Below are 19889 nucleotides of genomic sequence, written 5' to 3'. Positions count from 1 at the left end.
CAGCCTATGCGCAGGGCGGGCGCGCATGCCGCGGCCCCGGCGGATCCGGTGGCCGCCGGGTTCGTTCCCCCGGCGGGTTCCGCTCGTTGACCGGGCATGGAGCTGTTGCCGACCATCGCGGCGCCGGGCGTCGGTGAACGGGCCGACGCCGCGGCCGATGCCGCCTGCCACCTCTACGACGCAGTCGTGCCCTGGAGCGGCGGCGAGCCCGGCGGGTGGAGCCGGACCGCCGCCGAGGACGCCGCCGAGACCATCGAGACCACCGCGCACGCCCTCGCGCACATCCACCCGCGTGCCGAGGTCATCCTGGCGCCCGTGCACGCGGCCCTCGCCGACCTGCGCCGCCAGCTCGCGCTGGCCCCGGCCGACCTGCTGGGTGCCGAGGGGCTCCCGGTGGTCCCGCGCACGGTCGGCAACCCGCGCCGCACCCGTTGGGTGCGGGTGCTCACGCCCCCTTCGCCCCGGCGACCGCCGCCTGGTACAGCTTCCTGATCTCGGCGCCGAAGTAGGGGCTGTACGAGGTGTCGGCGGTCGGCCCGCCCGTCTTCCAGCCGCCGATCACCCCGACCACGTCGCCGGTCCGGGTGCGGTCGTCGAAGCGGGTGATGAAGGGGCCGCCGCTGGTCCCGCCGGGGAAGCCGGTGCAGTCGATCCGCAGGAACGAACCCGGGCTCTTCGGGTCGGTGCTGGTGAACTTGGTCGTGCGGTTGACGCACACGCGGGGGCGGGCCGCCGACGCGGGATGGCCGATCAGGGTCACCTTCGCGTGGGTGAACGTGGATCCGGTGAGGAGGCGGTTGCCGCCGACGGCGTTCTCCAGCTCGCTGCCGGCGGCGTTCGGGCCGACGGCGGCGAACGCCACGTCCAGGGTGGCCGCCTTCTCCGCCCCCTGGGTCTTGTAGCGCTGGTCGATCCACACCTTGGAGCGACCCGCGGAGTCGCGCAGGACCGGGAACAAGCCGTACGGGCGGGGCTTCGCGCGCGTGTAGTGCGGTACGAAGGCCACCTGGCGGGTGTCCGACCCGAGCAGGCAGTGCCCCGCGCTCAGCACCAGGTTGCGGCCCGGGGACGAGACCACGCTGGCGGTGCAGAAGTAGGCCCCGGCGCCCTTCATGACGTACATCCGGCCGACGGCCGGGACCCCGTCGAAGTCCTGGCCGACCCCGGCCGTGGCGGGCGCGACGACGGGCCCGGCCGGTGCCCGGGTGGGGGCGGTGGGGGAGGGGAGCGGATCGGCGGCGGGGCCGGGCGTGCCCGCGGGCGCCGGCGTCACGGTCGGCGTCGCCGGCGGTACCGGGGCACTGGGGGCCACGGGGGCGGCCGCCGCGTCGCCGGGGGTGGTGGGGGAGGCCACCGGGGTCACCGGAGTCGCCGGGGATGCGGGGGCCGCGGGGGAGCCGGGCGCCGCCGAGGGGGCCGGCGGGGCTGCGACGCCCTGAGCGGGGCCGGTGCCGGCGGCGGCACCGGCGGCCGGGGTGCCGACCGCCGCCGGGGCCGGGGTCGGGGCCGCCGGGGTCGGCCGGCCGTCGGCCGCCGGACCGTTCGCCGTGGGGGCGCCCGGCGGGGGAGCGGCCGCGGCGGGGGTGCCCGTCGCGGCGCCGTCGGACGCGGCGGCGCCCGTCGTGGGCGCGTCCGCCGCGGTATCGGGGACCGGCGCCGGGACGCCGTCGGGAACGGGTACGGGGACGGGGTCCGGAACCGGCAGGGCCGCGGCCATCCGTTCCGGCGTCCAGAAGGCGGCGGCCTCGCGCGCGGTCCAGAGGCTCGGGGTCGCCCGGGCGCTGCCCGTCGCCACGACGGGCAGTGGCCCGCCGGGCAACAGCAGTGCGGCCGCGGCCGTGGCCGCCGCCAGCGTCAACGTACGTCGCATGTCTCGCTCCTGAGGGGTGCGGGCCGGGACGGCCCGGATGGACTGGCACCGTGACCGGAAGGGTTCACCGGGTGACGGCGCCCGGCACGCCGCCGCGCTAGACGGCCTGCGGAAAACGGAACAGCCGGTCCGGGTCGTAGGCCCGCCGGACCGCCTCCAGCCGGGGGAGGTTGGAGCCGTAGTAGGCGCCGCGCCAGCCGGCGAGCTTCGGGTCGGCGTAGTTCTGGTACGCGGCCCCGCCCGCCCACGGGCGCAGGTCCTGCCAGAGCCCGTCCAGCCAGGCCTGGTGGCGGGCCACCTCGGCGGCCGGCGCGGACTGCGGCCAGTAGACGAGGTACTGGGCCAGGAAGGCGTTGCCGCGGTGGACGAAGGCGGTGTCGGCGGCGGCGACCCGGTTCAGGGCCCCGCCGCACACCCCGTCGAACTGGACGACCCCGAGCCCGCCGCGCGGCGCCCGCTCCGCGTACCGCCGGACGGCCGCCAGCACCGCCGAGACCGCCGGCTCCGCGAGCCCTGACGGCCCCCAGAAGTCGGAGCGGGCGGCGTACGAGTCCCGGCCCAGCCGCCCCTGCGGGTCCCGGCCGGGCAGCCGGCCCGGGAGCCGGCACCGGTCGGGGGCCGGGTCCGCGCAGCCCGCCATGGCCCGCACGGTGTCCGCGTAGCTCCGTACGACGGTCCAGCTGTCCCTCGGCTCCGGCCCCACCAGGTCGGTGAGCCGCGTCAGTTGCCGCTCCAGCTCCCCGCGCCCGTCGAGGCACACGACGCGGACGGCGGGCACCACGGCGCCCCCGCCGCCCGCCTCCACCGTGAACTCCACCTGGCTCCAGAACGGGTCCGGCAGCCCCTCCAGCCAGCGCTGCCAGCCGCGCAGCACCGCCGGGGAGTCGGCGGCCGCCCAGTGCAGTTCGGCGAAGGTGGCGTCGGCGACCGGATGGGTGCGCAGCCGGAACTCGGTGACCACCCCGAAGTTGCCGCCGCCGCCCCCGCGCAGCGCCCAGTACAGATCGGGGTCCCGGCCCGGCCCGACCTCCCGCACCACCCCGTCCGGGGTGACCACCCGGGCGCCGGAAAGCCGGTCGCAGGTGGCCCCGTAGGCGCGCGAGGAAAGGCCCAGGCCACCGCCGAGGGCGAGCCCCGCGATGCCGACGGAGGGGCACAGTCCGGCCGGGACGCCGAGGCCGTCCGCGGCGAGGGCCGCGTGCAGACCGGCGAGCCGGGCGCCCGCGCCGACCCGTACCTCGTCCCCCTCGACCGCCACCCCGGCCATCGCCCCCACGTCGACCACCAGACCGGCGGCCACCGTGGACCAGCCCGCGTAGCTGTGGCCGCCGCCGCGCGGCACGACCGGGGCACCCGAGCGGCGGGCGAAGTCCAGGCACACGGCCACGTCCCCGGCGTGCGCCGGGTAGGCCACGGCCGCGGGGGAGACGGAGTCGTAGCGGGGCTGGAACAGCTGCCGGGCCTCGGCGAAGTCCGCGGAGCCGGGCAGCACCACCCGCCCGTCCAGCGCGCGGGCGAGCGCCCCGAAGTCGGGGGCGGCCCGCGGGGACCGGGCGGCCGCGCCCACGGAGGCGAGGACGGCGGCGGCGGTGCCCGCGAGGACCCGGCGGCGTGGGAGGCTCATTCCTCCTTCCTGCCACTGCCCGGCCCGATCGGGGCGAAGGCGGGCCCGCCGGAATCGTGTTGTCAGCCGAACAGATTACGTTTCGAGCGCCCGTCCCGGAGCCGCTCCCCTGCCGGGGGTGCGTGACGAGGAACCACAGCGCCCCGGACCCACGGACCCCGCTCCGTGGCAGCGGACCCCGGGGTTCCCCCACCTGTGCCCGACTTCCGCTCCGGGCCCCCGGCCCGGCGGCCCGAACCCCGGCCCGGGCAGGTTGGGCCAGGTACCCGGCGGCGCTCCGGCCCGGCCCCGGAGGGGTGCCGCCGGTTCGGTGCGGTCGGCGCCGAGGTGCAGGAGGGGTAGGTCCGGTCGCCCGGCGGGGGCGGGGCGCCGACGTGCCGGGTGGGCCGGATCGGGGGTCCGGCCGTGCCCCGCGGGGTCAGGCGGACGGGGGTTTGCGGGTCAGGAGGAAGCCGCGGGGGCCGGTTTCGTCCGGGTCCGGTTCGCGCACCAGGCGGGCCACCTCCGCCAGTCCCGCCTCCGCCAGCCGGTCGGCGGCCAGGCCGGGCGGGGTTGCGTACACGTCGAGGTCGACCGGATGGCCGTAGGCGTGGTCCAGCCGCCGCCGCCCGCCCCCGGCCTCGAACGCGAGCAGCGCGTACCCGCCCGGAGCCAGGACCCGGGCGAACTCCGCGAAGACGGCGGGGAGTTCCCCGGGCGGGGTGTGCGCGGTCGAGTGCCAGGCCACCACCCCGCCCAGGGCCCCGTCCGCGACGTCCAGCGGGGCCATCCGGCCGACCTCGAACCGCAGCCCGGGATAGCTGCGCCGGGCCACCGCCACCATCGCGGGGGACAGGTCGACGCCGAAGGCCCGTACGCCGAGACCGTTCAGGTACGCCGTGATCCGGCCCGGCCCGCAGCCGACGTCCGCGACGGCCCCGCCGCCCCCGCCGCGTACGCACTCGGCGAAGGCGCCCAGCATGGCGCGGTCCAGGGGCGCGGCCTCCAGGACCCCCGTCAGCAGCCGGGCGTAGTCGACGGCGACGGCGTCGTACGACGCCCGAACGGCACTCAGGCGCGAGCTCTCTGTCATGCCCCTGAACAGTAGCCCGCCCGGGGACGGGTCTCACCCCCAGGAAGCCGCCGACCGGCCGTCGACCGGACCTGTTCCACCGCCCGTCAACCGCCCGTCAGCCGCCGGCCAGCGGATTCGGGAGCTCGGCCCACTGGTCCCCCGGCACCCCCGGGCTCAGCCGCATCAGGGTCAGCGCCTTCACGGGCAGCGGCCTGCTCCGCAGCAGCTCCGAGTCCGCCGTCGGCGCCAGACCGTCCAGGGCCGCGGCCAGGGCCTCGCCGAGAGCGGCCGACGAGCCCGCCGTGGCGGCGAGGGCCCCGGCCGCCAGGGAGCCGAACAGTTTGCGCCGCAGCACCGTCTCGTCGTCCGTGACGAGCCGGCCCGACAGCGGGGGCACCGCCAGCCCGTGCCGGGCCAGCCGGGCCGGGCTGATCCGGATGTCGGCGAGGTCGCGGTAGACGAGCCGCCGCGGCTCCCCGTCGGGGCCCATGACCAGCAGCAGGTTCTGGCCGTGGGCCTCCAGCGCCACCCCGAGGTCGAGCACCTCCAGGCACACCGACACCGCGAGGCGGGCGAACGCGGCCTGCCAGGCGGCGGAGCGGGCCGGCTCCGTGCCGGCCAGCGCCGCCACCGGCACCACCCGCTCGCCGGGCCCCGCGTACGCCTCCGGGGCCTCGCGGAGCACCGCGGCCAGGTCCGGGCTGTGCGCGGTGGCCGCGCCGAGGGTCCGGGTGATGTGCAGGCGCCCGTCGAGCCGCTCCGTCAGGGCATGCGCGAACGCGGACACCACGGCCGCCGTCTCGACGGAGTACTCCGAGATGTCCCGGACGGAGGAGGTCAGCCGGGTGCTCAGGGCCGTCTTCACGTGCGGGCCGCCCGCCGCCGGGGCCAGCGTGCGCAGCGCCATCAGCGGATGTGCCGCGAGGGCGCCCTCCCGGACCTCCTCGCCCTTCAGGACGTGCTCCGCCTGCCACGGGTGCACCGGCACCAGGATCCGGTCCCCGTCGCGCAGGTGCTCCGGCCAGTCCCCGGTGACCAGGCACTCCCGGGCCGGTACGGGGACCAGCCCGAGCTCGACCAGCGGCCGGTGTTCCGGCGCGTACGCCAGCTGTTCGGCCACCGAGAACCCCGGGCGGGAGCGGCAGCCGGGGTGGTACGGATGTCCGTCGACCACCGTCTGCTCCCACTCCCAGCCGGTGCGCGGCTCCTCGCCCGGGCCGGGCCGCCGTCCGGCCCGGGACAGGGCGAGGGAGGCGGTGCTGTCGTCCAGCTCGGCGGCGAAGGCGGCCCCGTGGGGCACTCCGAGCGCCTCCACCAGCCCCGCGGCCCGCCGGTGGGTCCGCCCGTCGAGCCGCAGCCCGGTGACGAGGTCGCCGGTGGCGTACGGGTCCGCCGGCGGGCCCTCCAGCCGCCCGCCCCCGGCCAGCAGCAGCGTGAGCGAGTCCGGCCGCCGCTCCCGGCGCGCCACCCACGGCAGCGGCTCGAAGGCCAGCGCCCGCCACAGCCGGGTGAGCACGGCCGACCGGGCGCCGTCCAGGGAGGTCTCGTACGCCGCCGAGAGCGAGGGCCGTACGCCGGCCAGCGCGGTGCGGACTGCCTCCTCGGCGCCGCCGGCGGCCGCGCTCGCCGGGGCGCCGGCCGCGGCCGGGGCGGCGGTGGTGCGGTCGGGGTCGGGGACGTGCGTGCTGCGGTGCAGGGCTCCGGTCCTTTCGTATCGCTTCGTATCGCTTCGCTTCGCCGGTTGATCACTTCATCATCACGGATACTGAAGATCACGGCCGACGGTTCCCTTCCGCGGAACCCCGGCACACCGGATGGACCGAATGGAACCAGTGGACCTCAACACCGCCGCCGACGCCTGCGCGGCCGCCCCGCTCCTGAACTGCCTGCTGCGGGAGGTGGCCGACGCCGAGGGCGCGGGCGTCCACCGGCTGCGCGGAAGCGGCCGGCTCCTGAGGGTGAGCGGCGGACGCCGGCCCTCCGACCCCGCCCTGCGCACGGCGGACGGCTGGCATCGGCTCAGCCACACCGAACTCGTCAAACTCACCTCCGACGAGCTGCGCCAGTACACCGGCGTCTCCAACGACGAGCTGCCCTCCGAGATCGCCGACAGCCGGGACGCCGTCGCCGCGCTGCTGACCGCGCGGGCCGCCGCCGAGGCCCCGGAGGATCCGTACCTGCGGTCCGAGCAGGCCCTGGTCATGGGGCATCCGTACCACCCCGCGCCCAAGGCGCGCGGCGGCGCGCCCGCGGCGAGCTGGCTCCCCTACGCGCCGGAGGCCCACGCCCGCTTCCCGCTCGTCATGCTGGGCCTGCGCGAGGACCAGGTGGCCGAGGAGGGCGGCCGGGCCGCCGCCGACGCGGTCGACGCGCTGGCCGGGATCCTCGACGGCCCGCGCCCGCCCGCGGGGTACCGGTCCCTGCCCGCCCACCCCTGGCAGCTCGAACTGCTCGCCGGACGGCCGGGGTTGCGCGAGGCCTTCGCCGACGGGCGGCTGCTGCGGCTCGGCCCGACCCGGCTGCCGGTGTGGCCGACCGCCTCGATCCGTACCGTGCACGCCCCCGGTGCGGACACCGACCTGTTCGCGAAGTTCAGCCTCGACGTGCGGATCACGAACGACGTGCGCCGGCTGTGGCGCCACGACCTGCTGAAACTGCGCCGCACCGATGCCGCCGTCGAGGCAGGGTTCGCCGATCTGCGCGGGCGTACGGGATCCGGCGCGGTCTGGCTCGCCGACCGCGGGTACCGTACCGCGGCCTTCGCCTTCGAGGAGCTCGCCGTGCTGGTGCGCGACGGGCTGCGGACGCGGGTGGCCGAGGGGGCGACCCCGCTGCTGGCCGCCGCGCTCGCCGAGGACTTCCCCGGAAGCCCGCTCGCGGCGGCGGCCGACCCCGTGGCCTGGTGGCGGGCGTACCTGCGTCACGTAGTGCCTCCGGTGCTGTACCTGTTCGCCCGACACGGGATCGTGCTGGAGGCCCACCTGCAGAACTGCCTCGTCGCGGTCGGCGCCGACGGCCTGCCGGTACAGGCCCTCTTCCGCGACGCGGAGGGGGTGAAACTCCCCGGGGACATTCCGCGTGCGGCCGCCTGGGAGCGGCTCGTGTACTGCCTGGTCGTCAACCACCTGGCGGAGGTGGCGGCGACGCTGGCCGGGCACCGGCCGGAGCGGGCCGCGGAGCTGTGGCCGGCCGTCGCCGAGGAACTGCGGCGCTTCGACGCCGCGCACGGCCTCCCGGAGATCGCGGACCTCCTGACGGCCCCCGCGCTCCCGGCCAAGACGAACCTGCTGCTGCGGTGGACGCGTGCGGACGGCGCCGACGCCCGTTACCTGCCGCTGCCCAACCCGCTGCGGGGGTAGGGGGCGCGGCGTCCGGGAGTGGGATTTGGCCAAGGTGGTCCGGGCCGGGGCGACCCCGTACCGAAAGGTATAGACCAATGCTAGGTTGGGCGGGCAGACCGCGCAGTCCTTGACCACCCGTCAGAGGAGAAGCCATGCCCTCCCCTTCGCGGGGCGGCGGCCCGGCCGCCATGCCCAAGTACCAGCGGATCGCCGCAGAGCTGCGGGCCGAACTCGACCGCTGCGCCCACGGTTCCGGCGGCCGGCTGCCGTCCGAGCGCGACCTCGCCGCCCGGTACGGGGTCAACCGGCAGACCGTCCGCGCCGCGCTCCGGGAGCTGCGCGCCGACGGGCTGATCGTCACCGGCCGCCGGGGCACGCGGGCGGTCGGGATCCAGGCCGCCGCACCGTTCGCACCGGCCGCCCCGGGAGTCCACCGGCACCCGGCCGGGACCCCGGACGGTCCGGCCCCGCACGCGGCAGCGGCGGGCGCGCGGGCCGGGGGGACCGTGACCCGGCTCACCCTGGTCACCGTGCCGCCCTCGCTCGCCGCGCTCCTCGGCATGAGCGGCGGGGCGCGCACCCTGGTCCACCACCGGCGCGTCCACGGCCCGCGCGGCGAGGCGCTCCAGCACGCCGTGACGTACATCTGCCCGCGCACCGCCGCCCGGACCCCGGAACTGGCGCCCTACCTGGACCGGTCGGCCGTCGCCCGGGACGAGGACCTGAGGCCGTTGCACCGGTGGCTGGAGCGGGCCGCCGCCCGGGGCCGGACCGCCGAGACCATCACGATGACCCGCACCAGCCGGCCCGAGGCGCCGGCCGCCGCCTGCGGCCTGTCCGTACGCCGCCTGCTGCACGACGCCTCCGGCCGGCTGGTCGCCGTCACCGACCTGGCCTTCCCGACCTGGGACCGGCTCACGTTCCACCGCCACCCGGAGGCCATCGGATTCCGCGTCAGCTAGGCCTTGCCGGAACGGGTCCGCGGCCGGGCCCGTCCGCGAGGACCTCCCCGGTCGCGGCCGAGCCGACCGGCCCGGCCGCGACCGGGGAGGCCGAGCCTCCCGGGGAAACGGGGGCGGCCCGGCCGACCGGGAAGTCCGAGCCGACCGGCGGAAGCGTGCCGGCCGCGCCGAGCGCTGGGACCGGGTAGGCCGGGAAGTCCGTGGTATCCGGGGAAGCCGGGAAGTCCGTCGCGGTCACGGGAACAGGAGGGACCGGGCCGATCGGGTCGGGCTCGGTGTCCGGGTCCGGGTCCGGGTCCGGGGTGAGGGGATCGGGGGCGGCCGGGGCGTCCGTGAGGAGGGCCAGGAGGCCGGCCACCTGGACTCCGGCCTCGGCGGGGTGCCTGAACACGGCACCCGCCGAGATCTCGTACCGGTTGCGACGTCCGTCACGCACCCGCTGGAGGTACCCGTCGGATTCCAGGTCCGCCACGATCGTCTGCACGGTGCGCTCGGTGAGCGCACACGTCGCGGCCACATCCCGCAAACGCACGGCCGGATCCCGGGCGATGGTCACCAGGACGCGGGCGTGATTTGTCAGGAATGTCCAGTTCTGCCGACGCGTCATGCTCCCCATGTGGTCATCATGCGACACATGATTCATGTCACGCAAGACGCGAAACGAGTTTCCGGTAATTCTTGACGTACGAGAAGAAGAAGGCCAGCATCTACGGCAGTCAAGGTCCCGCGCCGCAAGCCGACCAGCCCAAGGAGCGAACCCATGCCGGTTTCCGCCAGCACCAGTTCCACCGCCACCCCCGGCACCCCCACCGCCGAAGCCGCCGTGCTCCCGTGCCCCCGCCGCACCGCCGAGGCCGCCCGCACCGCGGGCCTGCCCCGGATCGACGAACCCCGCGAGATGGCCCCGGCCGACGCCCGCGAGCTCTCCAAGGTCTTCTTCCGGCGCCTGCGCGCCCTCGAAGAAGGCACCCCGGAGTACCAGTACGTCCGCAACACCCTCATCGAGATGAACGCCTCACTCGTCCAGTACGCCGTGCGCCGCTTCCGCGGCCGGGGTGAGAACGGCGACATCGAGGACATCGTCCAGGTCGGCACCATCGGCCTCATCAAGGCCATCGACCGCTTCGACCCGGACCGCGAGAACGAGTTCTCCACCCTCGCCATGCCGTACATCACAGGCGAGATCAAGCGCCACTTCCGCGACACCACCTGGGCGGTCCGCGTCCCGCGCCGGCTCCAGGAGCTGCGCATCGACATCGCCAAGGCGAAGGAGGAGCTGACCGTCAAGCTCGACCGCTCGCCGACCGTCGCCGACCTCGCCGCACACCTCGACCTCACCGACGAGCAGGTCATCGAGGGGCTGGTCGCCGCGAACGGCCACACCAGCGGCTCCCTCGACGCCCCGCAGGGCGAGCACGGCGACGGCCCCGCCGAAGGCCACACCCTCGCCGACGTCATGGGCGAGGAGGAGCCGGCCATGGAGCTCGTCGAGGACATCCAGACCCTGGCCCCGCTGCTGGAACGCCTCAGCGACCGGGAACGCGCCATGCTGCGGATGCGCTTCGGCGAGGAGCTGACCCAGGCCCAGATCGGCGCCGAGCTCGGGATCTCGCAGATGCAGGTCTCCCGCCTGCTCACCCGGCTGCTCGCCCACCTGCGGGCCTCGATGCTGGCCGACCCCGGCCCCGAGCCCGACCGCGCCTGCACACGCACCGCCTGACCCGGAATCGCGGGCGCACACCGTGAGCCGCGTCACCCGGCCGTTTGCCGGGACCGGGCCGGGGCAAGCGGGCCACTGGAGCGGAACCACGCCCTCCGGCCGATCGGGCCGCGGGCGCGGACCGCGCGGGCCGATCCCGCCCCGCTCCCCGGCCACCGCCGCCAGCGGTGCTCCGGACCCGGTACGACCCACGAGGTGCATGTGTCCACGCTCCAGGCCGAACACGTCTACAAGGTGTTCGCAAGGCGACCCGGCGACAGGGCGGCCGCCGTCCGGGCCCTCGAACGCGGCGCCGACCGCGACGAGCTGCGCGCCGACGGCACGACGGCGGCCGTCATCGACGCCTCCTTCCGCGTCGAGCCCGGCGAGATCTTCGTCGTCATGGGGCTCTCGGGCTCCGGCAAGTCCACCCTCCTGCGGATGCTCAACGGTCTGCTGGAGCCCACGGCGGGCCGCATCCTCTTCGACGGCGAGGACCTCACCGCGCTCGGGGCGCGTGAGATGCGCCACGTACGCTCCACCAGGATCTCCATGGTGTTCCAGCACTTCGCGCTCTTCCCCCACCGCGACGTGCTGGCGAACGCCGCCTACGGTCTGGAGGTCCAGGGCGTCCCCCGGGCCGAGCGCGAACGGCGCGCCGCCGAGGCGCTGACGCTGTGCGGGCTCGGCGGCTGGGAGAAGTCCTGGCCCGACGAGCTGTCCGGCGGCATGCAGCAGCGCGTCGGCCTCGCCCGCGCCCTGGCCACCGACGCCGACCTGCTCCTGATGGACGAGTCCTTCAGCGCCCTCGACCCGCTGATCCGCCGCGACATGCAGGACCAGCTCCTCGAACTCCAGCGGACGCTGAAGAAGACCATCGTCTTCATCACCCACGACCTCAACGAGGCCATGAGACTCGGCGACTCCATCGCCGTCATGCGCGACGGACGCATCGTCCAGCAGGGCACGGCCGAGGACATCCTCACCCGTCCCGCCGACGACTACGTCGCCTCCTTCGTGCAGGACGTCGACCGCTCGCGCGTGCTCACCGCCGACGCCGTCATGGACGACGCCCCCGAGGACGTCCCCGACGGCGCGGACGGCTGCACCTGCCCCACCGTCAGCGCCGACACCCCGCTCGCCGACCTGTGCGCCGTCAGCGCCCGGGTCCCGCACGCGGTGAACGTCACCGACGCGGAGGGGGCCGTCGTCGGCTCCGTCCCGCAGGACCGGCTCGTCGCCTTCATCGGTGACGAGCAGCGGCCCCCGATGGCCTGCGCCTGCGCGGAGGTGGCCGCCTGATGCCCCGCCTGCACCTCGGCGCCTGGGCCGACAGCACCGTCGACTTCCTCCAGCGCCACCTGTCCTGGCTCTTCGACGCCATCAGCACCGTCGTGACCGGCCTCTACGACGGCATCGACGCGGTGCTCTCCGCACCTGCCCCGCTGCTCTTCGCGGGCATCCTCGCGGTCGCCGCCTGGTGGCTGCGCGGGCTGCTCGCCGGCCTGCTGGCCTTCGCCGGATTCGCGCTCGTGGACTCGGTGGCGCTGTGGGACGAAGCCATGTCCACGCTGTCGCTGGTCCTCGTGGCGACCCTCGTCACGCTCGTGTTCGCCCTGCCGCTCGGCGTCTGGGCGTCCCGTTCGGACCGGGTCAGCGCCACCCTGCGGCCCGTCCTGGACTTCATGCAGACCATGCCCGCCATGGTCTACCTGATCCCCGGCATCATCTTCTTCGGCGTGGGCGTGGTCCCCGGCATCATCGCCACGATCATCTTCTCGCTGCCGCCGGGCGTACGGATGACCGAGCTCGGCATCCGCCAGGTCGACGCGGAACTGGTCGAGGCCGCGGAGGCCTTCGGCACCACCCCGCGCGACACGCTCGTGCGCGTCCAGCTCCCGCTGGCCCTGCCCACGATCATGGCGGGCGTCAACCAGGTCATCATGCTGGGCCTGTCCATGGTCGTCATCGCCGGCATGGTCGGTGGCGGCGGACTCGGCGGCGCCGTCTACCGCGCCATCGGCAACGTCGACATCGGCCTCGGCTTCGAGGCGGGCGTCTCCATCGTCATCCTCGCCATGTACCTGGACCGGATGACCGGGGCGCTGGGCCGCCAGGTCTCCCCGCTCGGCCGCCGCGCCCTGGAGAAGACCCGGGCCGCCGCGAGCGGGGCGGCCCGGCTCTGGAGCCACCGGCCGCAGCCCGCGTACGCCGTCACCGGCGCCGTCGTCCTGGCCCTCGTCGCCGGAGGCATGAGCACCTTCGGCGCCCACGAGGAGCAGGGCCCGGCCGGCGCCGCCGACATCGGCAAGGGCCGCAAGGTCTCGCTCGGCTACATCCCCTGGGACGAGGGCATCGCCTCGACCTTCCTCTGGAAGGAGCTGCTGGAGCGCCGCGGCTTCAAGGTCGACGCCCGCCAGCTGGAGGCCGGCGCGCTCTACACCGGCCTCGCCGGAGGCCAGATCGATTTCCAGACCGACTCCTGGCTGCCCGTCACGCACGCCCAGTACTGGAAGAAGTACGGGAACAAGCTGGAGGACCTCGGCTCCTGGTACGGACCCACCTCGCTGGAGCTGGCCGTCCCCTCGTACATGAAGGACGTCCGCTCGCTGGCCGACCTCAAGGGCAGGTCCGGCGAGTTCAAGGGCCGGATCATCGGCATCGAGCCGAGTGCCGGAGAGATGTCCATCCTCAAGGACAAGGTGCTGGGGGAGTACGGCCTCGACGGCGAGTACAAGGTGGTCGACGGATCCACGCCGGGCATGCTCGCCGAGCTGAAGCGGGCCTACGAGAAGAAGGAGCCCGTCGCGGTCGTCCTCTGGTCCCCGCACTGGGCCTACTCCGCGTACGAGCTCACCAAGCTGGAGGACCCCAAGGGCGCCTGGGGCAAGGGTGACGGCATCCACACCCTGGCGCGCAAGGGCTTCTCCGACGACGAGCCGAAGGTGGCCGAGTGGCTGCGCTCCTTCAAGCTCACCGAGGCCCAGCTCACCGGCCTGGAGGGGAAGATCCAGGAGACCGGCAAGGGGCAGGAGCAGCAGGCCGTGCGCGCCTGGCTGAAGGACCACCCCGAGGTGGACCGGCTCACCTGACCGGGCCCCGCCGCCCGGACCGTCCGTACGCCGCGGCGCGCGGGACCGTCGTGGTCCCGCGCGCCGCGGCGTTCCCGGTACGGCCGGTTCAGCCCACCGGCACCCGCTCGGCCTCCGGCCGGGCCGCCCGGTGCTCACCAGCGCCGGGCCGCGGTCGCAGCGGCCACCACAGCGACCGGCCCAGCAGCGCGGCCAGCGCGGGCACCAGCACGATCGACAGGACGAAGGCGGAGAGCAGGATCCCGACCGCCGTCGCGAAACCGGTCTGCTGCGTACCGGGATGCGGGCTGACGGCCAGGCTCCCGAAGGACGCGGCGAGCACCAGCCCGGCGGTGGCGATCGCCGGCGCGGTCTGCCGTACGGCACGGGCCACCGCCGCCCGGGCCGGTCCCGGCCGCTCCATCTCCTCCCGGATCCGGTCGCTGATCAGGATGTTGTAGTCGGTGCCCAGCGCCACCACGAACAGGAACAGCACCAGCGGGAGCGTGAAGTCCACGCCGGGCCGACCCAGCCCGTGCTGGAAGACCAGCGTCGAGGCCCCCAGGGTGGCGGCGAAGCCGAGTCCGACCGCGAGCATCAGCGCCAGCGGCGCGAGCACGCTGCGCAGCAGGACCAGCAGGATGACGGCGATCAGCACCGCGGCCACCGGGAAGATGACCTTCAGGTCCTTGTCGACGGCCACCGCGATGTCGGCGAACACCGACGCCGTTCCGCCGACATGGGCCTCGGTCCCGGCGGGCATGTTCGCGCGGACCGTCGTGCGGACCGGCCCGGAGACGAGGTCGCGGGCCTCCTGCCCGGCGGACTCCACCGTCAGCAGCAGGTCGATGCGGGCCGCCTTCCCGTCCTCGCTGAGCACGGTCGGAGCCACCCGGCCCACTCCGGGCACCCGGGCGAGCGCCCCGGCCAGTCCGGCCACCCGCTCCGCGCCGAGCGGCGCGCCGTCCCGGGCGGCGACGAGCACGCTCGTCGGGTCCGAGACCCCGGCGGGCAGCGAGCGGGAGATCTCCTCGGCCGTCAGCACGGCGCCGGTCCGCTCCCCGTCCCCGCCGGACTGCCCGTAGTCCACGCGGATGCCGGCCAGACCCGCCGTCAGCGCGCCGAGCAGCACCACCGAGGCGAGGACCAGCGCCACCGGACGCCGGGCCGTCAGCTCGCCGAGCCGCCCCGCCAGGCCCGCGCGCGGCTCCCGCCGCAGGGCGCGCGAGGGCCAGAACATCTTGCGGCCGCTCACGGCCAGCAGTGCCGGCATCAGCGTCAGGCTGCCCAGCAGCATCACCAGCACGGACACCGCGATCGCCGGGCCCAGCACCCGGAACTGGCCGAAGGAGGCGATCCCGAGCGTGGCGAACGCGGCGACGATCGTCAGCGCGGCCGAGGTGACGGCCGTCCCCACCCGGCCCGCGACCTCCGCGGCGGCCTTGCGGCCCGTCTCCCCGGGGTGCAGCCGCAGCCGTTCGCGGAAACGGAACAGCAGGAAGAGGAAGTAGTCGATGCCGATGCCCATCAGCACCACGTTGATCAGCGAGGGGGTGGAGGGGGCCAGCCGGATGCCGGTCGCCATCGACGCCAGGATCACCGACCCGGCCGCCGCGCCCCCGATCACTGCCATCGCGAGCAGCGGCAGCAGCGCCGCGAGCACACTGCGGAAGACGAGTACGTGGAGCAGCACGATCAGGCCCATGACCACCGCGCCGACCACCGTCGACCGGGTCTTCTCCGCGTCGGCGGTGTCCACCGTCGCGGCCAGCCCGCCCGTGAACCCCGTGCGCAGCCCCGCCTCGCGGAACGCCGTCCGGGTCTGCTCCCGGAACTCCCGGTAGGTGGACTGCACCCCGGGGTCCTGCGGATTGCCCTTGAGCTCCACGGACAGCAGCCGGAAGGAACGGTCCGGGGCCGTCATCCCGGCGCCGATCCGGGGGATCTGGGAGTGGTCCTGGGTGAAGGGCGGGTCGTCCTTGGTCCTCGGCATGACGATCTTCCGTGCCGCCAGGCGCGCCGACACCTCCCCGATCCTGCGTTCGTCGGCGGCGCCGAGCGCGCCGCCGTCCGTACGGGCCACCAGCACGGTGACCGGATCGCTGTCGGGCCGTGCGCCGAAGTGGTCCTCGGAGATCCGCAGCGCGGCCGCCGAATCGTAGGTGGCGGGCAGGAAGCCGTCGTTGCCGGGCTGGGTGGCGCGGAAGACGAACACCTGGCCCAGGATGGTCAGCCCGATGCCCAGGACCGCCCAGAGGGCGATCACCTTCCATGCGTTCCTCGTCGAGCATCCCGTCAGGGCGCGGATCACTGTTCTCCTCCGGTCGGTCCGTTGCGACTGCGCCGGGGTGCCCGGCACGTATCCAGACCATCACCGGCCGGGCGGGAAAACGTCCTGGTCAAGGAGGAGTTCCCGGCCGGTACCAGGGTCCGGGGACGGGCCCGGACCAGGACTGTGGTCCTGGTCCGCAGCGGTCCCCGGGGACGGCGACCGGGGCGCGGGCCGGTGCGAGAATGGACGGACGAGGGCAGCCGGGACGGCGGTCCGTGGGGGAGGACCGACACCGATGAGCACGACGCGCGCCGACCGGCTGACGTGGACGCGCAACGACGCACTGGTGGCCGTCGGCGCCACGGCCGTGGACCTCACCGGCTTCGCCTTCGACACCCAGTTCGAGGATGCCCCGCTGGGGGTCACCACGGGGGCCCTGGTGGTGGCCGCGGGACTGTCCCTGGTCGCCAGGCGCCGCCACCCGGTGGCGACGCTGGCGGTGGTGCTGGTCCTGGGCGTGGTGGTGAACCTGGTCACCTCGGTGTCCCCGCACTTCGGTCTCGCCCCGTCCGTCGCCCTGTACTCGGTCGCGGTGGCCCGCGGCCCCGCGGTGGTGGCCGTGGCCGCCCTCCTGACGGCGCCGTTGAGCTGCCTGGGCCAGGGCGGCCTGCCGTTCGAGTCCGGCTACGGCGTACTCGCCAACGTGGCGGCCACCGTCCTCGTCGTCGTCACCGGCCTCCTGGCCAAGCGCTGGCAGCGCGAGACCGAGGCCAACCGGATCCTGCTCGCCGACCGCGCGGTGGCCGAGGAACGCCGCAGGATCGCCCGGGAGCTGCACGACATCGTGGCCCACCACATCACCACCATGCAGCTGATGGCGGGCGGGGCCCGGGCCAATCTGGCGCACGATCCGGAAGCGGCCCGCGAGGCCCTGGTGACCCTGGAGGGCTCCGGCCGGCTGGCGCTCTCGGAGATGCGGCAGCTGCTGGACGTGCTGCGGGCCGGGGAGGAGCCGGAGACGGCCCCGCCCGCACCCCAGCCCGGGGCCGGGGACCTGGACCGGATCGTCACCGAGTCCCGGCTCGCCGGGATGGAGACGGAGTTCACCGTACGGGGCCCGGTCCGCCCGCTCCCGCCCACCGTCGGCCTGACGGTGTTCCGGGTGGTGCAGGAGGCCCTGACCAACGCCCGCAAGCACGCCGGGGACACCCGGGCCCGCGTCCGGCTGACGTACCGCCCGGACGAGGTGACGGTGGAGGTGAGCGACGACGGGCCGGGCGGCGGATCCGGAACCGGAGCGGCCCCCGTACGGCCGCCCGGCCGCGGCGGGTACGGTCTGATCGGAATGCGTGAACGCGTCGCCCTGCAGGGCGGCACCCTGGAGGCCGCCCCGCAGGACGCGGGCGGGTTCCGGGTCGCGGCCCGCCTCCCGGTGGCACCGGGCGCCGGCGCCCCCGAGGGAGAGGAAGCCCGCCGATGATCCGCGTGCTCATAGCCGACGACCAGCCACTGGTCCGGCGCGGCCTGGCCCTGATCCTCGCCCCCCACCCGGACGTCGAGGTGGTCGGCGAGGCCGGCGACGGGGCGGAGGCCGTGGAACTGGCCGGCCGGCTCAGCCCCGACGTGGTGGTCATGGACATCCGGATGCCCGTCCTCGACGGGGTCCGGGCCACCGCCGAACTGGCCCGCACCCGGCCCGGGTCCCGGGTGCTGGCCCTGAGCACCTTCGACATGGACGAGTACGTGGTCGCCGCCCTGCGCGCGGGCGCCTACGGCTTCCTGCCCAAGGACGTCTCCCCCGAGGAACTGATCGCGGCCGTCCGCACGGTCCACGCCGGAGAGGCCGCCGTCGCGCCCCGCCTGCTGACCCGGCTGATCTCCACCTACGTACGGGCCGCCCCGCGCGAACCCCGGCCCGCCGTGCCCGCGTCGCCCACCGGAATGACCCCGCGCGAGCTGGAGATCTGGCGGCTGCTGGCCGGCGGCTTCGACAACGCCGAGATCGCCGCGGAGCTGGACATCAGCGTCTCCACGGTCAAGAACCACATCACCGGCGTCTTCGGCAAGCTCGGCGTCCGCGACCGGGCCCAGGCGGTCATCGCCGCCTACGAATCCGGACTGGTCGAGGCCGAACGGAAGCCCGCTTGATCACCAAGTGTCCGCAGAGCACCCGGTGCGGACCGGTGGACCTCCCCCTGACCAGCCGGAACACTGGAGGATTCGCCCGTGCGCGGCGGACTCCGGTCATGGCACAGTGCGGGGAGTGACACCGCCCGACCAGGGAGCCGCCGTGCGTGATCCGCAGACCGTGCCGCCGCCGACGCGCGTGCTCGCGCCCGAGTTCGGGGCGGGGCGGCCGGGCCCGCTGCCCTCCTGCCCGGTGTGCACCGGGGTACCGGAACGGATCTCCTGGCGCCAACGCCCCGGCGAGCCGGTGCTCCTGGTCTTCGAGCCCTGCGGCCACCGCCACGCCTCCCCGGCCCCGCCGGTCCTGGCCGTCACCCCGCCGGCGCCGTACCCCGGGCGATGAGCACCGCGCGGCGCTCCTCCAGCATGTCGACGCACGCCCGGATGCCCGGCGCGGGCTCCGGGGAGGCGTCGCGGACGGCCTTCACCGCCATGATGCGGCGGTCCAGCAGCAACAGGCCGTCCACGTGAGCGCGTACGTCCTCGGGCAGCGTCTCCCAGACCGGGGCGAGCGGGTTCTCCATGGCCGCATTGAACCCCGGACCGGACCCCCGCGGCCAGGGGATTCCCCCGCCGCGGGTCAGCCGCCGGGGACCGGACCGCGCATGTGCGCGCTGACCCACTGGATCAGCTCCCCGTCGTGCATGCCGGGGACGTACGTGCGCGCGTTGTGCCCGCCGCCCTCGTCGACGTGGAACCTCGTCTTCACGGGTCCCGTCCCGTACCGCCGGATGAAGTTCTCGACCTGCGGCCGGCAGCGCACGTCGCTGCCCTTCGTGCCGACCTGGAAGGCGAGGTAGACCTCGGGCCCGTTGCGGTCGATGAGCCGCCGGGCCAGCTCAGGCGGACTGTTCTCCAGCTTCTCCCGGGGGTACCCGCGCCACAGGCGGGAGTCGGGCAGGATGTCGGGCCCCCCGGCGATGACGGCCTTGAACCGGTCGGGCTTCTGCAGCACCGCCTTGAGCCCCGCGAAACCACCGGTCGAGCTCCCCATGAAGGCCCATCCGTCCCGGGACTTGATGGTCCGGAAGGCCGACCGCACCAGATCGGGCACGTCCTCGGTCAGCCAGGTTCCCATCTTCGGCTGCCCCGGGATGTCGCTCCCGTCCCAGTAGAGGCCTTCCTTCCCGTCCGTCCGGGGGTTGAGCACCGGCATGGCCAGGATGAACGGCAGGCTGCTGCCGTCCTTGGACCAGGCGGAGATGCTCGCCTCCAGCTTGAGGTTGCGGTCCATCCAGTAGTTGACGGGGAATCCCGGCCCGCCCGGCAGCGCGATCATCACCGGGAAGCCGCTGTGCGCGTACCGCGCCTCCTTGTACTGGGGCGGCAGCCACAGCCAGACCTTGCCCGTGAACCCCGACTTCTTCCCCGCGAGGGTGGTCACCAGCACCTTGCTGCCGTCCTCCGGGATCGTCGCGGCGATCCTCAGCTCCGGCGCCGGGCCCGTGGGCAGTTGGGTCAGGGCGTCCACGGGCGCGCCCCGCGCCCGCCCCCCGCCCTCGTCGAGCCGTACGGTGTCGCCCGTGTCCGAGAACGCGTCGTCCCGGATGAGCGCACCCGTCACCAGGACCCCCGCGACGGCCACCGCCAGCACCGCCCCGATCAACCGGCGCCGCCGTGGGCGCCCGCGGTGCCGTCCCGCACCGACCGTGTCGTTCACGGCAGCAGTATGTCCCTTTCCGCCGGAAGCGGACCTGTGGCAGGCCGGTCGTGCGGACCTCGTATCCTGCAACGGAGCTCGGCCCCGAGCAGTTTCGAAGGGCCGTGCCGCGCCCCGGGCGCGCGCACGGCGGGAAAGGGAGACCCCTG

The 19889-nt window shown here is 75.1% G+C and carries 17 protein-coding genes; 9 read left to right on the top strand and 8 right to left on the bottom strand.

Annotation, left to right across the window (positions count from 1 at the left end):
* Positions 1-96 precede the first annotated feature (96 nt).
* Complete coding sequence (locus SLAV_RS04140; protein WP_051840857.1) at positions 97-492, top strand: hypothetical protein; 396 nt, start codon at positions 97-99, stop codon at positions 490-492.
* Here SLAV_RS04140 and SLAV_RS43055 read toward each other — a convergent pair.
* The 4 genes from SLAV_RS43055 to SLAV_RS04120 all read right to left on the bottom strand — a co-directional run bounded on the left by SLAV_RS43055 (position 446) and on the right by SLAV_RS04120 (position 6130).
* A complete protein-coding gene (locus SLAV_RS43055) occupies positions 446-1870 on the bottom strand; it encodes a hypothetical protein (RefSeq protein WP_167456774.1) in 1425 nt (474 codons plus the stop codon). The two genes, SLAV_RS04140 and SLAV_RS43055, sit on opposite strands and share 47 nt — an antisense overlap.
* Before the next feature lie 97 nt (positions 1871-1967).
* A complete protein-coding gene (locus SLAV_RS04130; protein WP_051840662.1) occupies positions 1968-3494 on the bottom strand; it encodes an FAD-binding oxidoreductase in 1527 nt (508 codons plus the stop codon).
* 418 nt (positions 3495-3912) lie between these two features.
* The gene (locus SLAV_RS04125; protein ID WP_030228796.1) at positions 3913-4566 is read right to left on the bottom strand and encodes a class I SAM-dependent methyltransferase; all 654 of its coding nucleotides are present in this window, start codon (positions 4564-4566) and stop codon (positions 3913-3915) included.
* Between the two features lie 97 nt (positions 4567-4663).
* The gene (locus tag SLAV_RS04120; protein WP_051840664.1) at positions 4664-6130 is read right to left on the bottom strand and encodes an IucA/IucC family protein; all 1467 of its coding nucleotides are present in this window, start codon (positions 6128-6130) and stop codon (positions 4664-4666) included.
* A gap of 232 nt (positions 6131-6362) precedes the next feature.
* On the opposite strand from SLAV_RS04120, the gene SLAV_RS04115 reads away from it, so the two are divergent.
* Both SLAV_RS04115 and SLAV_RS04110 read left to right on the top strand, forming a co-directional pair.
* Positions 6363-7907 (top strand): IucA/IucC family protein, encoded by a 1545-nt coding sequence (locus SLAV_RS04115; RefSeq protein ID WP_030228803.1) that lies wholly within the window; start codon positions 6363-6365, stop codon positions 7905-7907.
* Between the two features lie 134 nt (positions 7908-8041).
* A complete protein-coding gene (locus SLAV_RS04110; protein WP_030228804.1) occupies positions 8042-8851 on the top strand; it encodes a GntR family transcriptional regulator in 810 nt (269 codons plus the stop codon).
* On the opposite strand, the gene SLAV_RS43590 is transcribed toward SLAV_RS04110, so the two are convergent.
* On the bottom strand, positions 8844-9467 hold the full coding sequence (locus SLAV_RS43590) for a helix-turn-helix transcriptional regulator (RefSeq protein ID WP_394298614.1): 624 nt from the start codon (positions 9465-9467) through the stop codon (positions 8844-8846). The genes SLAV_RS04110 and SLAV_RS43590 overlap by 8 nt on opposite strands.
* Positions 9468-9611: 144 nt before the next feature.
* Here SLAV_RS43590 and SLAV_RS04100 point away from each other — a divergent pair, with 144 nt between their 5' ends.
* The 3 genes from SLAV_RS04100 to SLAV_RS04090 all read left to right on the top strand — a co-directional run bounded on the left by SLAV_RS04100 (position 9612) and on the right by SLAV_RS04090 (position 13642).
* A complete protein-coding gene (locus SLAV_RS04100; protein WP_078950248.1) occupies positions 9612-10571 on the top strand; it encodes an RNA polymerase sigma factor SigF in 960 nt (319 codons plus the stop codon).
* Between the two features lie 201 nt (positions 10572-10772).
* Positions 10773-11852 (top strand): quaternary amine ABC transporter ATP-binding protein, encoded by a 1080-nt coding sequence (locus tag SLAV_RS04095; RefSeq protein ID WP_037686948.1) that lies wholly within the window; start codon positions 10773-10775, stop codon positions 11850-11852.
* On the top strand, positions 11852-13642 hold the full coding sequence (locus SLAV_RS04090; RefSeq protein WP_030228813.1) for an ABC transporter permease/substrate binding protein: 1791 nt from the start codon (positions 11852-11854) through the stop codon (positions 13640-13642). The genes SLAV_RS04095 and SLAV_RS04090 overlap by 1 nt, the downstream gene beginning before the upstream one ends.
* 88 nt (positions 13643-13730) lie before the next feature.
* Here SLAV_RS04090 and SLAV_RS04085 read toward each other — a convergent pair whose 3' ends face one another.
* Positions 13731-15887, bottom strand: coding sequence for an MMPL family transporter (locus SLAV_RS04085; protein WP_234333525.1), 2157 nt, complete (start codon positions 15885-15887; stop codon positions 13731-13733).
* A gap of 301 nt (positions 15888-16188) precedes the next feature.
* Here SLAV_RS04085 and SLAV_RS04080 point away from each other — a divergent pair, with 301 nt between their 5' ends.
* From SLAV_RS04080 to SLAV_RS04070, 3 genes are all read left to right on the top strand, one after another.
* The gene (locus SLAV_RS04080) at positions 16189-17373 is read left to right on the top strand and encodes a sensor histidine kinase (RefSeq protein ID WP_051840665.1); all 1185 of its coding nucleotides are present in this window, start codon (positions 16189-16191) and stop codon (positions 17371-17373) included.
* Positions 17370-18041 carry a response regulator gene (locus SLAV_RS04075; protein ID WP_030228821.1) on the top strand — a complete coding sequence of 224 codons (672 nt, stop codon included), beginning with the start codon at positions 17370-17372 and terminating at the stop codon, positions 18039-18041. The genes SLAV_RS04080 and SLAV_RS04075 overlap by 4 nt, the downstream gene beginning before the upstream one ends.
* Before the next feature lie 142 nt (positions 18042-18183).
* Entirely contained in the window at positions 18184-18423 is a 240-nt protein-coding gene (locus tag SLAV_RS04070; RefSeq protein WP_030228823.1) for a hypothetical protein, read from the top strand.
* Here SLAV_RS04070 and SLAV_RS04065 read toward each other — a convergent pair.
* Entirely contained in the window at positions 18392-18604 is a 213-nt protein-coding gene (locus tag SLAV_RS04065) for a hypothetical protein (RefSeq protein WP_030228825.1), read from the bottom strand. The genes SLAV_RS04070 and SLAV_RS04065 overlap by 32 nt on opposite strands.
* A gap of 56 nt (positions 18605-18660) precedes the next feature.
* Positions 18661-19740, bottom strand: a complete 1080-nt coding sequence (locus tag SLAV_RS04060) for an alpha/beta hydrolase (protein WP_234333527.1) — start codon at positions 19738-19740, stop codon at positions 18661-18663.
* Positions 19741-19889 lie beyond the last annotated feature (149 nt).

The sequence above is a fragment of the Streptomyces lavendulae subsp. lavendulae genome, assembly GCF_002803845.1.
Taxonomy (GTDB): domain Bacteria; phylum Actinomycetota; class Actinomycetes; order Streptomycetales; family Streptomycetaceae; genus Streptomyces; species Streptomyces lavendulae.
The sequence above is the reverse complement of the archived record's forward strand: the minus strand, read 5'-3'. Positions and strand labels throughout refer to the sequence as shown.